Origin of the sequence: Cyanobacterium sp. IPPAS B-1200 (assembly GCF_001747005.2) — a bacterium.
Taxonomy (GTDB): Bacteria; Cyanobacteriota; Cyanobacteriia; order Cyanobacteriales; family Cyanobacteriaceae; genus Cyanobacterium.
In genome coordinates this window covers 1,165,839-1,180,807 of record NZ_CP182899.1, presented here as the reverse complement: position 1 = coordinate 1,180,807, position 14,969 = coordinate 1,165,839, and the positions used below count along the sequence as shown (strand labels likewise).

The window sequence follows — 14,969 nt, the reverse complement described above, 5'->3', positions numbered from 1 at the left end:
AATGAAAAAATACACCTATATCTTATTTTATAAACCCTATAACGTTCTTTGTCAATTCACCGATGATAGCCCCCACGCTTCTGAGCGAGAAACCCTAAAAAAGTATATTGATATACCCGATATTTATTCCGTGGGAAGACTGGATTTAGATAGTGAAGGATTGTTATTATTAACTGATAATCCGAGGGTAAAACATAGTCTTTGTGATCCTTCCTTTGCCCATCCCCGAATTTATTGGGTACAGGTGGAAAATATCCCTTCTTCAGACTCTTTAAAACAGCTAGAAAATGGGGTAATAATTAAAGGCAAAAAAACAAAAAAAGCGATCGCCCTTAAACTAGAAAATGAACCAAAATTACCCCCCAGAAATCCCCCCATTCGTTACCGAAAAAATATCCCCACCAGTTGGATAGAATTAACCCTTACCGAGGGCAGAAATCGTCAAGTAAGGAAAATGACAGCTTCCATTAACCATCCTACTCTTAGGTTAGTACGAAAGGCGATCGCCATTAACTCTCAAATTCAGCTTACCATCGATAACTTAGATGTCGGACAAATCAGGGAATTAACCCCCCAAGAAAGACAAGCCATCGAATCAATTTAAATAATAGAGATGGGGAAATAAAAACTAATTGCATTGATACCTAAAGCAACACCTAATACCTAAATGAAAAAGATACAATGAGGATACATATACTTCAATCTGAAATCATAAAAAAATATGACCGTAGCTTATCCTCGTAAATTGCGCAATAAAATGTCTGCCCGAGACATTCTTACAAGGGTTGTGGGCGATCGCCAAATTCACCTTATTACCCTCAATCGTTACCGTTACAACGAACAAAGAAGCTGTAAAGACTTAACCAACCTCATCGAAAGCCTCAACGGGAAACCAAAAGAATTAGTACAGGATTTATCTCACCATGTCGCCGACGAAGCCCGTCACGCCTATTGGTTAACGGATTTATTAGTAGAATTGGATGCCGACATCGACACTCCCCCCGGAATGTCCTACATCAATGAATTTGAGCGGTTAATTGACGAACCTAATAATATTGAAGATGGGATCATAGATGCGATCGCAGCTATCAATGTCACTGAAAAAAGAGGATGTGAATTTTTCTCCGCCCATATCCATGCCCTCAAACAAGCCCCCCAAACCGAGGAAAACATCAAAATAAGAACCACCATAGAAAAGATTTTTCCCGAAGAAGCAGGTCATGTAAGATGGGGAAATCGTTGGTTAGCGAAAATTGCCGCCCAAAGCCCCGAAAAAAGAGCCAAAGTAGAACAAGCCAAGCGTAAATATATCGCCATCGAACACGCTGCCTATGAGTGTGGTATGGACGTTTTGGCAGGGGCAGAATTACGCCGTTTAAATAACCTCCTTGAGATTACCAAAACCATGACCGTTTGGGAACAAACCACCTACCTGATGGAAAAATTACCCCAAACATTATTTGATCCTCAATTGCAACTCACCCGCATTGATTTAGCCCAAAGAGCATGGAAAAGAAGCCCCCAAGACTTTATGGATAAATTTATCCCCATGTTTCTCCAAGGCATGAATTAAGTTTTGAGACATATATTTCAACAAGGGGTTTTAACCCCTTGGCCCTAATTCAGTGATTGAACAATGAAAGCTAAGGACTCCGCAGAAACTTGAGACCGAAATTGTTATAATAGTTAATTCATAACTTTCTCTCGAAATATTAATCACTATTAATAAATTCAATTATGTTTGATGCACTAGCAGAGCGTTTAGAAGATACATGGAAAAAATTGCGTGGTCAAGGAAAAATCTCGCAGTCAAATATCCAAGACGCACTACAAGAAGTTAGAAGAGCATTACTAGAAGCAGACGTTAATTTTCAGGTCGTCAAAAGTTTTGTGGCAGAGGTAGAAAAAAATGCCCTCGGTGCCGAAGTAATTTCAGGAGTTAACCCCCAACAGCAATTCGTCAAAATTGTTTACGATGAATTGGTTAAGGTGATGGGAGAAAGTAATGTTCCCCTTGCCAAAGCCGACAAAGCCCCCACAGTTATTCTTATGGCGGGGTTACAGGGTACAGGTAAAACCACCGCCACCGCCAAACTCGCCCTTTATTTACAAAAACAAAAACGCTCCTGCTTAATGGTAGCTACGGACGTATATCGCCCCGCGGCGATCGATCAGTTGATTACCCTAGGGGAGCAGATAAAGATTCCTGTATTCCAGCTTGGAAGCGACGCTAACCCCATCGAAATTGCCCGTCAGGGAGTAGCCCAAGCCCAAGAACAAGGTATCGATACGGTGATCATAGATACCGCTGGGCGATTACAAATTGATAAAGACATGATGGGGGAATTATCCCAAATCAAATCTACCGTTAATCCCCATGAAACCCTCTTGGTGGTGGATGCCATGACGGGGCAAGAGGCTGCTAATTTAACCAGAACTTTCCATGAAGAAATCGGCATTACAGGGGCGATTCTTACCAAAATGGATGGGGATAGCCGAGGAGGTGCTGCTCTTTCTGTGAGAACGATTTCGGGGCAACCTATTAAGTTTATTGGGGTTGGGGAAAAAGTAGAAGCCCTAGAACCTTTTTATCCCGATCGCATGGCATCCCGTATTCTCAATATGGGTGACATTGTCAGCTTAGTAGAAAAAGCCCAAGAGGAGCTTGACATCGGCGATGTGGAAAAAATGCAACGCAAAATGATGGAGGCGAAATTTGATTTTAACGACTTCCTCAAACAAATGCGTCTGCTCAAAAATATGGGTTCTTTTGCGGGGGTAATGAAACTTATTCCTGGCATGAATAAAATCGGTGCTGGGGCCATAGAGCAAGGGGAAGCCCAATTAAAAATCACTGAGTCTATTATTAACTCTATGACCAAGGACGAAAGGGAAAACCCCGAAATTTTGGCAAAATCCCCTAACCGTCGTCGTCGTATCGCCAAAGGCTCTGGTCATCAGGAAAAAGAAGTTTCTCGTCTCATCAGTGATTTTACTAGGATGCGATCGATGATGCAACAAATGACCACGGGGGGCGGAATGCCAAGTATGCCCGGTATGGGAGGAATGCCCGGGATGGGCGGTTTAGGAGGACTTTTGGGGGGAAATGCTCCCATGGCTGGCTCTCGTGGTAAAGGGGGCGGTAAACCCAAGAAGAAAAAGAAAAAACGTGGTTTTGCCGATTTATAAGATTGAATAGGGTTTGATGAACGAGTAGGAGAGTAATTGATAATTAATAATGAAACTTTTATCTCTCCAAAATCTAACCCCTACCACCTAACACCTAATTTGTCTGGAACATAAAAACCCATTGTGTAGTCTTGTTATTTAGAAGCACTTAGCATTAACATGGGTACAAAATAAGTTATGGTATCTTCTATTTCGTTATCATGGTCTAGTTTATCAATTGCTTTATCAAAACAAAGAGTGAAAATCGACCAACTCTCAAACACAGACCTAATATTGCGTTGCCAAGAGGGCAATAAACCTGACCGGGTAGCGTTTTCAGAACTCCTTAACCGCTATCAACCCTATGTTGATAAAATCCTCTATAATTTAGCCCCTGATTGGCATGATCGGGCGGATTTGGCTCAGGAGGTATGGATTCGGGTTTATAAAAATATTAATCGTTTAAACGAACCCCAGAAGTTTAAGGGCTGGTTGAGCAGAATTACTACTAATTTGTTTTATGATCAGTTACGCAAAAGAAAACGCCATGCTCCCCCATTGTCTTTGGATGCTTCTATTACTCGCGGGGATGATGATGATTTAAAGTGGGAGATTCCCTCTGATGTTCCTCTACCTGAAGATAATTTAAGTACTGTTGAATTTTATGATTTGTTGAATAGTGCGATCGCCGATTTACCCGAAACATTCCGAGTAACCATCATTCTTAGAGAAATTCAAGGTCTAAGCTATGAAGAAATCGCCGATATTACCAAAGTTTCTTTAGGAACGGTAAAATCAAGAATAGCAAGGGCTAGAAATAGATTACAACTTTTGTTAAAACCATATTTAGAGAATCAAAATTAATTTTATCCGAACTCCTCAAACTTATATACTGTAAATATTATGTCTAATCATTCTTACCCCATCGATAAATGTACTTTTGAACTCCTCAGCGCCTATTTAGATGGGGAGGTAACTCCTACACAAAGAAAAGAAGTTCAAGAATTATTAGCCCAAGACCCCGAAGCACAAGGGCTTTATCGTCGTTTACTCGCCCTCAGACAAGAAATTAATAGTTTACCCATCCCTCAGCCTCAATATACTCCTAGTCAAGTATGTAATGGTGTCTTTGCTCAGTTAGACAAAGAAGAGAAACATAAAAAACGTTTAGTAATAGGGGGAAGTGCGATCGCCGTTACCCTTTTAGCCACCATCGGCGGATTATTCACAGGAAATCGTAACCCCATTTGGCAAATGGCAGAACAACCAACAGGGGAAAATGAAAGTTTAATGATTGCCCTCAACGAGCCTTTGATTGATTTACCCGTTAATGCGGATGAAGAAGCCCTCGATATTACTCTGGGTCAATCCTTATTGGATATGATTAACGAACCCTAAACCATTAAGAATAGACCATAGACAATTATAGTAAATTAATATTTTCTTGATCATTAAACAAAAATTTCTGTGAATAACTCCTACTTATATCAATACCCTCCCCTAACCTCAGGAATACTCCTAAAACGATACAAAAGATTTTTAGCTAACATTCAACTAGACTCAGGGGAAGTTATCACCGCCCATTGTGCCAACACAGGGCCAATGATTGGAGTATGTGAGGCAGGAAGAAGGGTACAGGTATCCCATAGCGATAATCCCAAGAGGAAATTGGCTCATAGTTGGGAAATGATTGAGTTAGGAGAAAAACAGAAAGTTTGGGTAGGAATTAATACAGGGTTGCCCAACAAAATTATTAAAATTGCCCTCGAAAATAATTTAATTCCTGAATTAGCAGGAAAGTATGACACCGTAAAAAGCGAGGTTAAATTTGGGCAGGATAACAAAAGTCGTATTGACTTTGTTTTGAAAGGGGATGAAAACCAAAAACCTATTTATCTGGAGGTTAAAAATACGACTCTTACCCATAACAATCTTGCTCTATTTCCCGACACAGAAACCACCAGAGGACAGAAACATCTAAGAGAGTTAATCGCCCTTTCTGATGAAGCTATCCCTGTGATGCTTTATTTTATCAATCGCAGTGATTGTGATTTGTTTGCCCCCGGCAGAGAGTTTGATCCCAAATACGGGGCATTGTTTGATGAGGCGAGGGAGAAAGGGGTGAAAATTTTACCCTGTCGTTTTGATGTATCCCCAGAGGGAGTTAAATATTTAGGCTTGGCAAAGATTATGGATTAATAATAAATAGTAGGTAATTCTCCTCTTGCTTTTTCTTTTGTGAGAGAGGGTGAGGTTATGGAGAGTCAATTTTAATACCTAAGTTGAATAACTCCTGTTAATTCTCAGAGAGTTCATTGATTGATTTTGTTAAATTTTTTGAGCTTCAATGGAACACCAATTTTCTTTAGAATTATAAGCTGTAATATGCCAACTATTATTCTGCAAAATTTGTTTTACATCCTCGGCTTGGGTAACTAAAATACCACTCAAAATTACCCATCCTTGGGGTTTAATAATCGTTCCCATATCAGAAATCATAGTTTTAATAATTTCGGCGAGAATATTACACACAATACCGTCAAATTTCTCTGAGTTTACTTCTTTGACTTTATCAATACTACCTTGGAAAACTTCAATATTATCAATATTATTAAATTCCATATTTTCGTGAGTAGCCCTCACCGCAAGGGAATCAATATCTGTAGCGATTATTTTTTCCACACCTAATAAACGAGCAGTTAAGGACAAAATTCCTGTACCACAACCAATATCTGCCATGGTAAGAGGCTGATTTTTATTCTCTAATTGTCTTTCTAAGGCTTCCATACATAATTGTGTAGTGGGATGAACCCCTGTGCCAAAGGCAGAGCCAGGATCTAGGCGGATTACGTGGCGATCGCACTCAGGGGGGACATCAATCCAAGCGGGATAGACAACCATTTTCTGGCCGATTTCCATGGGTTGCCAATGGTCTTTCCAACTACTACTCCAATCTTGATCATCCATGGATTCATAGGAAAAATCAAATTCTTGACCATCAAAATCATTCCTAATGGTATTACTTAAAATATCTAACTGAGCCTCATTAACATCGATCTTAGGCATATATCCCTTAATATACCAGATACCATCATCCTGAATCAGAGCCGAACCCTTACAACCAAACTCCTGTAGATGCCAGAAAATAGTATCCTCTAAATCAGGCACATTTCTTATTTTAATTTCCCACCAAGAAGAATTCATATATTAGTTATTAGTGTTAAACAGTTTTCCACATATTTGAAAGTGATCAAATAAAAACCATATTTTTTAACAAGGGGTTTAAACCCCTTGCTTTGAATGATGACAATGATCTATAAACTTACGGTATAAGCATCGGTAACACCGCTTACCTTGAGGATTTCAGGTAAAACACCTTCAGGTAAAGGATCATCAATACTAAGTACCATCACAGCATCACCACGGACGATTTTGCGTCCTACTTGCATACTGGCAATGTTAACGTTGAAGTTACCCAACAAAGAGCCAATTTTACCAATAATACCGGGTACATCACGGTGGAGGGTAAAAAGCATATAGCTATTAGGGGGAACATTCACAGGAAAACCATTAATGCTGGTGATGCGAATTTCTCCATCGTTTAATAATGCGCCTGTAACCGCATGGGTGCCTTTGGTGCCAACGGCTTCGAGGTAGATAGAGTTACTGTAATCCTTGATGGTTGCGTCTCTGGTTTCGATGAGGTGGATGCCTCTTTCTTTGGCTTCGATGGCGGCGTTAACGTAGTTAACTCTTTCTCGGAGGGCTTTGGATAACAAACCTTTGAGAGAGGCTGTTACTAAAGGTTGACTGCTATTATCAGCTAAGTCTCCTTGTAGTTTAACATTTAAGCTCTCCACGCGATCGCCCGCTAACTGCCCCACTAAATTACCGAGGGTTTCAGCTAAACGCATATAAGGACGTAATTTTTCCATCACATCGGGGCTTAATCCGGGGATGTTTACCGCACTACGGGCAGGAAGTCCGAGTAATACATCTCTAATTTGCTCGGCTACATCAATGGCAACGTTTACTTGAGCTTCAGCGGTGGATGCGCCAAGGTGAGGGGTTAAGATCATATTACTACCCAATTCCCTTAATTTTGATTCCCCTAAAGGCTCAGAGGCAAACACATCAAGGGCTGCACCGCCAATTTTCCCTTCTTTGAGGGTTTCATAGAGAGCATCTTCATCGATGATACCACCCCTAGCACAGTTGATAATTCTGGCGTGGGGCTTCATTTTGGAAAGGGATTCAGCGTTGATGAGATTAGCTGTTTCTTTAGTTTTGGGAATGTGGAGGGTAATATAATCGGATTCGCTGAAAAGAATATCTAAATCTACTAGGGTACAACCCAATTGATTAGCTCTTTCTTGGGAAATGAAAGGATCATAGGCTAAAATTTTCATACCCATGGCTTTACCCACTTTTGCTACATGGGAGCCGATTTTTCCTAAACCTACGACCCCAAGGGTTTTTTTGTAAACCTCAGAACCGATATAGCTTTTACGATCCCATTTTCCTTCTTTTACCGACTGATTAGCATCGGGAATGTGACGGGAGAGAGACAACATCATGGCCAAAGCGTGTTCAGCCGCTGCGATGGTATTTCCTTCGGGGGAGTTTACCACCACAATCCCTTTACGGGTGGCTGATGGTACATGGACGTTATCAACCCCAACCCCCGCTCTACCAATAATTTTAAGGTTATCGGCGGCTTGGATTACTTTTTCTGTCACCTTCGTGCCTGAGCGAATCATTAAAGCATCATATTGGGGAATGATGGCCACTAATTCGTCTTCAGATAATCCTGTTTTGATGTCAACTTGGGCAACTTGAGTGAGAATTTTAATACCTGCCTCATCGACAGAATCTGATACTAGAACTTTTGCCATACTAAATATATAAATAATCTTAATTGTACTAAGGGCGATCGCCCCAGGGTTCGGTATCACCCAAACTCCTTACCTAATAGATCATGAACTGATCGCCTTTGTCATATTATCATCATTCTTTGTTCTTATCTGTATTTTGGCTTTCACATCATCAATTTTTCATAAGAAAAAATTATCATTATCATCCTTGACAGTTATATCGCTATAAAGTAATATAAGAATATAGCAATAAAAAAGCTATGAAGTCCACAAAGAATGAAATTATAAAAACCATGACAACAATACTACAGCAAGAGAAAGTTTCAAGCTGGGAACAGTTTTGTCAGTGGATCACCTCTACCAACAACCGCTTATACATAGGCTGGTTTGGAGTATTGATGATCCCTACATTATTAACAGCAACCATCTGTTTTATCATTGCCTTCATCGCCGCTCCCCCCGTGGATATTGATGGAATTCGAGAGCCTGTATCGGGTGCATTACTTTATGGTAATAATATAATTACTGCCGCCGTTGTACCCAGTTCCAATGCCATCGGCCTACACTTCTATCCCATTTGGGAAGCAGCCACCCTCGATGAATGGTTATATAACGGAGGCCCTTACCAATTAATCATTTTCCATTTCCTCATAGGTATCTTTTGCTATATGGGCAGACAGTGGGAATTATCTTACCGCCTTGGTATGCGTCCTTGGATTTGCGTTGCCTACAGTGCTCCTGTGTCCGCCGCTACAGCCGTTCTATTAATTTACTCCATTGGACAGGGTTCCTTTTCCGATGGTTTACCCCTCGGTATTAGCGGTACTTTTAACTTTATGTTTGTTCTTCAAGCCGAACATAATGTACTAATGCACCCTTTCCATATGATAGGTGTGGCTGGTGTATTTGGAGGGGCTTTATTCTCCGCCATGCACGGTTCTTTGGTTACATCTTCTTTAATTCGGGAAACCACCGAAACCGAATCTCAAAGTTTAGGTTATAAATTCGGACAAGAAGAAGAAACCTATAATATCGTAGCTGCCCATGGTTATTTTGGTCGCCTAATATTCCAATACGCTTCTTTCAATAACAGTCGTGCTTTACATTTCCTCTTAGGTGCTTGGCCTGTGGTGGGCATCTGGTTCGCCGCCCTTGCCGTATCCTGTTTTGCCTTCAACCTCAATGGTTTTAATTTTAACCACTCTATCCTTAACAGTGAGGGAGAAGCCATCAACACTTGGGCTGATGTGATTAACCGTGCCAACATTGGTATTGAAGTAATGCACGAACGCAATGTTCATAACTTCCCCTTAGATTTAGCTAGTGCTGAGCCTGTATCTGCACCTATTATTAACGGTTAATTTACTCGTTATCAAACGAACTAAAACACTATCACCCTTCCATTTTTTGGGAGGGTATTTTATTGGGTGGTAAAAGTAAAAATGAGCCTAATCATATGGAATCCGTAGAGAAAAGTATGCTAATACAACGAACAATGGGCTTAAGCCCATTGCCAAAGATAATAAATAAAATTACAGTTTATAAATCGGACTTAGTATCAGGGGGACGAATTAAGCCATCGGGTTGGTCTAATTCGATGGTGGGGCCTAAGTCAATAACTTCTATATCCCATTGTCCTCGTTTGGCGGTTTCAAAGATGATGTAACGACCATCTGGACTAATACGGGGGTTTCTTAACCAACTGCGATAACCTTGGGTCATTAGTTTGTTTTGACGGGTGGCGCGGTCATATAAAAAAATGTCTGGTCGTCCTTGAATGCTGGAAAGATATACAAGATAACGACCTGTACGACTAATACTAGGGCTATCGGCGATCGCACCTTCCCTATTTAATCCTGGTAAATCAACGAGGGAGCCTTGTTGTAAATCAAACAAAAGTATTTCCCTACGACCATAACGGTTAGATACCATGGTCAACCAACGACCATCCCCACTAATGGCAGGTTGTTCATCGTTATAACGACTGTTGAGGGCGTTGGAGGTAACGGATACATTATTAGAGCCGCAACCCACCAAAATCAAAGCAGAGCCTAGCAATAGAGAGATAGAAATTAGTTTCAAAGGACTAATCAAAACGCAATTATTAGTTAATAGTCAAACTCAGGGGAGCCAGAAGGGCGATTGTTGACTGGGGGACGAGAATCATTGTCTGGTGCATTGCCATAGTCATTATTATCATCATCAATGGGTTGATAATCTACATATTCACTGCCCATGGATGCCACCATGTCCTCGGGAGAGCGAGGGCGACGGGAAGGAGGTCTTCTGGTGGGACGACCACTTGATTCTGTGCGAGTGGAGGGCGCAGGGCGATCGCCCCTAGAACCCCTTGTACTGCGACGGGGAGGATTATCATCCCAATGATCTGGTGCTTCATCCCAATCCGCCTCATAACCTCTACTAGGGGGAGCAGAAGGACGACGGGAGCGGGGCATATTTCCCCCATCAGGACTACTACGACGGGGTTTACGAGTGCGAGGAGGCTCTTCTACATAACTACTGCGACGACTAGGAGTTCTATCGGCGCTACCTTCCAGGCGACGACGGGGAATAACTTCTCTTTCCTCCTCTTCTTCCCCATAGGAATCATACTGATCCAACTCTGCCCGATATACTCGGCTCACGGGGCGATCTTCCTCTACATAGGAACCAGTACGCTTTGCTTGGTCATTGGTAGCCCCCCGAAGGCGAATTGTCTCGATGGCAAAAAATACCGCCGAACCCGCCAACAATAATTGGCTAAACTGAAGGATAGGATCTAAACGCCATCCGTGCCACAACAAAATACCGCCACACAACAAACCCACAGCGGCGAAGAAAATATCATGATCCCTCGAAATTTCGGGACGGAGCGATCGCATCAAATACAAGCCACCACCCGCCACTGCTAAGAATATTCCTAAGATACTCGCAGAATTAAGACCAAAATTGACCATTCCCAAAATATTCGGGGATGTAAAAATAAAATTAACCATCACTAAAAAATTGCTTTGCTATCTTTTTCCTATCTTAACCAGATTCACCCATCAGATTAAATAACTTCCAATTTATATTAAAAACTGACGTTACGCACTCATTTATAAGTTAAGTTTTATCTGTAAGTTTTAACAAGGGGCTTAAGCCCCTTGCCCAACTCCTAGCCCTTGCCCAACTCCTAGCCCTTGCCCAACTCCTAGCCCTTGCCCAACTCCTAGCCCCCTACCCAGCACGTGTACAAACACAATATGAACATCCAACGTTTTTACCATCTCAAACTAATTATATTTTTGCGTAACATCAGTTAAAAAATAAACCGCCCAAAATATTTTTTAACCTGCCATAAAAAACTAACTCTTTACCAAAAGAGGGGTTGAAACTCAACCCCCCATAGCCTTAGTTAACGGCGAATTTTGTCAGCTTGGCTAACGAGGATTAAACCAACAGTTGCAGGGATTACAACAATTGCACCACCCCATAACAAGCTCCAGAGAAAATTAGATAAAGAAGGAGTCATAAACTTTTTATACTGTGTATTTTCTAAAATATGGTCTTATCCATTTTACCTTACAATAGATATGAATTTAAGCAAACATAAAGTATCTTAACTCATGAATTTAGCAATAATTAGTACAATTGTTTTAGGTATATTATTATTGGTCATGACCCTTTTGTTTATATTTCGCATCGTCATGACATGGTATCCCAACATCGATGTTAGTAAATTTCCCTACAAAATCGCCTATATACCCACAGAGCCTTTTTTAGTTCCCACTCGTAAGGTTATTCCTCCCCTCGGTGGTATTGATATTACCCCCATTGTTTGGTTAGGTATTATTACCCTTCTGCGGGAAGTTTTGTTGGGGCAGCAGGGCATTATTACCATGGCAATGAGGTAGTTTAAGAATTGAGAATGAAGCCTATTTTTAATTGGCGTGGCTCACTCTTTTTACTTAACTTGTATCATGGATAACAGAAAATTGAATTGAGTAAGATAAAAAATAATGGACTCCATCGAAGTAAATGGCATTTGTGCCTATGGTTACACGGGATTATTCCAAGAGGAAAGAACTTTAGGACAGTGGTTTGAGGTAGATTTAACCATGTGGTTAGATTTAGAGCCATCAGCAAAAAGTGATGACATCGAAAAAACCGTTGATTATCGTCAGGCTATTACCATGGTTAAACATATTATCAAAACTGCTAAATTTGCCTTGGTAGAAAAATTAGCGGATGTAATTGCCGAAGATGTTTTAAAAATCGATTTAGTGACCAAAGTTAGAGTAAGATTACGAAAACCAGCGCCCCCTATCCCCGATTTTAGTGGAAGTATTACTATAGACATTACGAGAAGTCAATAGTGTTTGCAAAAATTAACCTATTTGTCAACTATTACTACAATTTTCATAGGTCATATTTAGGCTTGATCGCCCTCTAGCTCTTTCTTACATCTTCTAGCTTGATTTCACTCTTATTTTCTAAGTGAACGAAAGTCAAGAAAATTGGGTCAAATTAATAAGTAAGCTAGAAGGCTATTTTTTTGACTATTGATAATGAGTTAATTTTTTTGAAGACAATCGTAACCAGACAAAATATTTTGAGTACGATAAATATTGAGGGTAACGGTTGAATTAAGAGTAACCCATGGGGTGAAAGTAATGTTTAATTATCTATCTGCCGTCAAAAGTTAATTAGTTATTTTGGTCTTGTGTAAATATTTCCCTAACTGTTGTCTAACGGAGGTTTATATGGTGTACCGTTTTAAAAATATGAGCGTTGCTTTGTGGCAATATCTTAATCAACCCTTGTTTTGTCGTGATGTACAGCAGTCGGTATGGAAACCCAGTCGCTTTTGGTATCTTTACAAAATCAAGTTTTTGGAAGCCTGTCTAAGTAAAGAGTTTATTACCCAAACCCGTAATCCTTCTGGCCACGACGAGTTTAGGGCTGGAAACTAAATTTTAGGGCTTTTATTTTGGGGCTAGGTTGAGAATTGACAATTGACCATCGACCATTAACAATTAACAATGCACTAGCCATTGAATCTGCTCCAATATAAATTATTTTTATTTCCGATGATTGATAACCTTAGACAAATTTTTGCCACTACTCTTAAACAAACCTTTGGGGATGATGTTACCCTTATCGAGCCTTTAGTGTTGCCTGCTACTAATCCTCGATTTGGGGATTATCAGTGTAATGTGGCTCTTCCCCTTGCCAAAGAGTTGAAAGATAATCCAAGGGCGATCGCCCAGCGTATCGTTGATAATATAAACTTAGACGAATTTTGTCAACCTTTGCAAATCGCAGGCCCCGGATTTATCAACATCACCATCAAACCCGAATATATTGCCCAACAAATCACCTCAGCCTATCAGGATGAGCGTTTAGGGGTAAGCAAAATTGAGTCTCAGGGAAAAACCATCATCGACTTTTCTAGCCCCAACATCGCCAAAGAAATGCACGTGGGGCATTTACGCTCAACAATTATTGGTGATAGCATCGCCCGAATTTTAGAATTTAGAGGGCATGATGTCCTAAGACTAAACCATGTAGGTGATTGGGGTACCCAATTTGGGATGTTAATTGCTTTTCTGCGACAAGAAAAACCTGAAGTATTAACCACCGCCAATGCCGTTGATATTGGTGATTTAGTCACTTTATATAAACAGGCAAAATTAAAATTTGACCAAGATTCTGAATTTAAAGAAGAAGCCCGTCAAGAGGTAGTAAAATTACAAAGTAAAGATCCTGAAAGCATCAAAGCATGGCAACTTTTGTGTGAACAATCAAGAAAAGAATTTGAAGTTATTTATAATCTTTTAGACATAGAATTAACCGAAAGAGGAGAATCTTTTTATAATCCCTTTTTACCTGAAGTTATTAATGCCCTAGAAGAAGAAAATTTATTAGTAGAAGATCAAGGGGCTAAGTGCGTTTTCCTTGATAATTTTGTTAATAAACAAGGTGATCCTTTACCGCTAATTGTACAAAAATCTGATGGCGGTTACAACTATGCAACCACTGATTTAGCTTGTCTAAAATACCGCATCGAAGAAGATAAAGCCACTAAAATTGTTTATGTAACCGATGCAGGACAAAGTAATCATTTTACCCAAGTTTTCCAAGTAGCTAAAAAAGCTAATTTTATTCCCGAAAATGTTGAATTAATCCATGTTCCTTTTGGGTTAGTTTTAGCAGAAGATGGTAAAAAAATCAAGACCAGATCTGGGGAAACTATTAGATTAAAAGATTTGTTAGATGAAGCCATTAATCGAGCTAAAAAAGATTTAGAAAATCGCCTTGAAAATGAGGAAAGAAATGAGGATGAAACCTTTATTAATCATGTTAGTAAAGTAGTTGGCTTAAGTGCTGTAAAATATGCTGATTTAAGTCAAAATCGCACCACTGATTACAAATTTAGCTTTGATAAGATGTTGGCTTTACAGGGTAATACCGCCCCTTATCTTTTGTATGCTTATGTGAGAGTACAGGGAATTAGTCGTAAAGGTAATATTGATTTAGAAAATCTGGAAATTAATAAATCTTTGATTATTAAAGAAGAAAGTGAATTAGTTTTAGCAAAACATCTTTTACAGTTAGATTTTATTATTAAGGAAGTTGAGCGAGATTTATTGCCGAATCGACTTTGTTTATATTTGTTTGAATTGAGTCAAAAGTTCAATCAATTTTATGACCAATGTCCTATTTTACAAGCTGAGGATGAGATTAAGTTATCTCGTCTAATTTTGGCTGATTTGACTGCTAAGGTAATTAAATTAGGTTTATCTTTGTTAGGAATTTCTGTATTAGAAAGAATGTAGATTTAATAATTGATAATGAATAATTTAAGGTTTTTTTGCTATAACTGAAACTTTTGTTTTTTTGTAAATTTTTAGTAATAATTTATAATTAATTAGTAGCAGAATA

General features: G+C 39.7%; 17 protein-coding genes. 11 read left to right on the top strand and 6 right to left on the bottom strand.

Annotated elements, in window-relative coordinates; translation table 11 throughout:
• Window position 1 precedes the first annotated feature (1 nt).
• The 6 genes from A5482_RS05490 to sfsA all read left to right on the top strand — a co-directional run bounded on the left by A5482_RS05490 (window position 2) and on the right by sfsA (window position 5,367).
• Window positions 2–604 (top strand): pseudouridine synthase, encoded by a 603-nt coding sequence (locus A5482_RS05490; protein WP_069790745.1) that lies wholly within the window; start codon window positions 2–4, stop codon window positions 602–604.
• Window positions 605–721: 117 nt separating this feature from the next.
• Window positions 722–1,573, top strand: coding sequence for a ferritin-like domain-containing protein (locus A5482_RS05485; RefSeq protein ID WP_069790744.1), 852 nt, complete (start codon window positions 722–724; stop codon window positions 1,571–1,573).
• Window positions 1,574–1,737: 164 nt separating this feature from the next.
• Complete coding sequence (gene ffh / locus A5482_RS05480) at window positions 1,738–3,189, top strand: signal recognition particle protein (protein ID WP_069790743.1); 1,452 nt, start codon at window positions 1,738–1,740, stop codon at window positions 3,187–3,189.
• A 177-nt stretch (window positions 3,190–3,366) separates the two neighbouring features.
• A complete protein-coding gene (locus A5482_RS05475; RefSeq protein ID WP_069790742.1) occupies window positions 3,367–4,032 on the top strand; it encodes a sigma-70 family RNA polymerase sigma factor in 666 nt (221 codons plus the stop codon).
• Window positions 4,033–4,071: 39 nt separating this feature from the next.
• The gene (locus A5482_RS05470; RefSeq protein ID WP_069790741.1) at window positions 4,072–4,566 is read left to right on the top strand and encodes an anti-sigma factor family protein; all 495 of its coding nucleotides are present in this window, start codon (window positions 4,072–4,074) and stop codon (window positions 4,564–4,566) included.
• A 69-nt stretch (window positions 4,567–4,635) separates the two neighbouring features.
• Window positions 4,636–5,367, top strand: coding sequence for a DNA/RNA nuclease SfsA (gene sfsA / locus A5482_RS05465; protein WP_069790740.1), 732 nt, complete (start codon window positions 4,636–4,638; stop codon window positions 5,365–5,367).
• 129 nt (window positions 5,368–5,496) lie between these two features.
• Here the strand turns inward: sfsA and prmA are convergent, their stop codons facing one another.
• Window positions 5,497–6,372, bottom strand: coding sequence for a 50S ribosomal protein L11 methyltransferase (gene prmA / locus A5482_RS05460; protein ID WP_446684822.1), 876 nt, complete (start codon window positions 6,370–6,372; stop codon window positions 5,497–5,499).
• A gap of 110 nt (window positions 6,373–6,482) precedes the next feature.
• Window positions 6,483–8,063, bottom strand: a complete 1,581-nt coding sequence (gene serA, locus A5482_RS05455; protein WP_069790839.1) for a phosphoglycerate dehydrogenase — start codon at window positions 8,061–8,063, stop codon at window positions 6,483–6,485.
• A gap of 272 nt (window positions 8,064–8,335) precedes the next feature.
• On the opposite strand from serA, the gene psbA reads away from it, so the two are divergent.
• Complete coding sequence (psbA, locus tag A5482_RS05450) at window positions 8,336–9,403, top strand: photosystem II q(b) protein (RefSeq protein WP_069790838.1); 1,068 nt, start codon at window positions 8,336–8,338, stop codon at window positions 9,401–9,403.
• Between the two features lie 178 nt (window positions 9,404–9,581).
• Here psbA and A5482_RS05445 read toward each other — a convergent pair whose 3' ends face one another.
• The 4 genes from A5482_RS05445 to psbX all read right to left on the bottom strand — a co-directional run bounded on the left by A5482_RS05445 (window position 9,582) and on the right by psbX (window position 11,556).
• Entirely contained in the window at window positions 9,582–10,100 is a 519-nt protein-coding gene (locus A5482_RS05445; RefSeq protein ID WP_369816733.1) for a TolB family protein, read from the bottom strand.
• A 50-nt stretch (window positions 10,101–10,150) separates the two neighbouring features.
• Window positions 10,151–10,999: a Ycf66 family protein gene (locus tag A5482_RS05440; RefSeq protein ID WP_069790837.1), complete on the bottom strand. Its 849-nt coding sequence runs from the start codon at window positions 10,997–10,999 to the stop codon at window positions 10,151–10,153.
• 180 nt (window positions 11,000–11,179) lie between these two features.
• Entirely contained in the window at window positions 11,180–11,311 is a 132-nt protein-coding gene (locus A5482_RS05435) for a hypothetical protein (protein WP_255365536.1), read from the bottom strand.
• A 128-nt stretch (window positions 11,312–11,439) separates the two neighbouring features.
• Window positions 11,440–11,556: a photosystem II reaction center X protein gene (psbX, locus tag A5482_RS05430; RefSeq protein ID WP_069790738.1), complete on the bottom strand. Its 117-nt coding sequence runs from the start codon at window positions 11,554–11,556 to the stop codon at window positions 11,440–11,442.
• 94 nt (window positions 11,557–11,650) lie between these two features.
• On the opposite strand from psbX, the gene A5482_RS05425 reads away from it, so the two are divergent.
• From A5482_RS05425 to argS, 4 genes are all read left to right on the top strand, one after another.
• Window positions 11,651–11,938: a YggT family protein gene (locus A5482_RS05425; RefSeq protein WP_069790737.1), complete on the top strand. Its 288-nt coding sequence runs from the start codon at window positions 11,651–11,653 to the stop codon at window positions 11,936–11,938.
• Between the two features lie 105 nt (window positions 11,939–12,043).
• Window positions 12,044–12,400 carry a dihydroneopterin aldolase gene (folB, locus tag A5482_RS05420; protein ID WP_069790736.1) on the top strand — a complete coding sequence of 119 codons (357 nt, stop codon included), beginning with the start codon at window positions 12,044–12,046 and terminating at the stop codon, window positions 12,398–12,400.
• A 408-nt stretch (window positions 12,401–12,808) separates the two neighbouring features.
• A complete protein-coding gene (locus A5482_RS05415; protein WP_242411941.1) occupies window positions 12,809–12,997 on the top strand; it encodes a hypothetical protein in 189 nt (62 codons plus the stop codon).
• 117 nt (window positions 12,998–13,114) lie between these two features.
• Window positions 13,115–14,863 (top strand): arginine--tRNA ligase, encoded by a 1,749-nt coding sequence (gene argS, locus A5482_RS05410; RefSeq protein WP_069790734.1) that lies wholly within the window; start codon window positions 13,115–13,117, stop codon window positions 14,861–14,863.
• Window positions 14,864–14,969 lie beyond the last annotated feature (106 nt).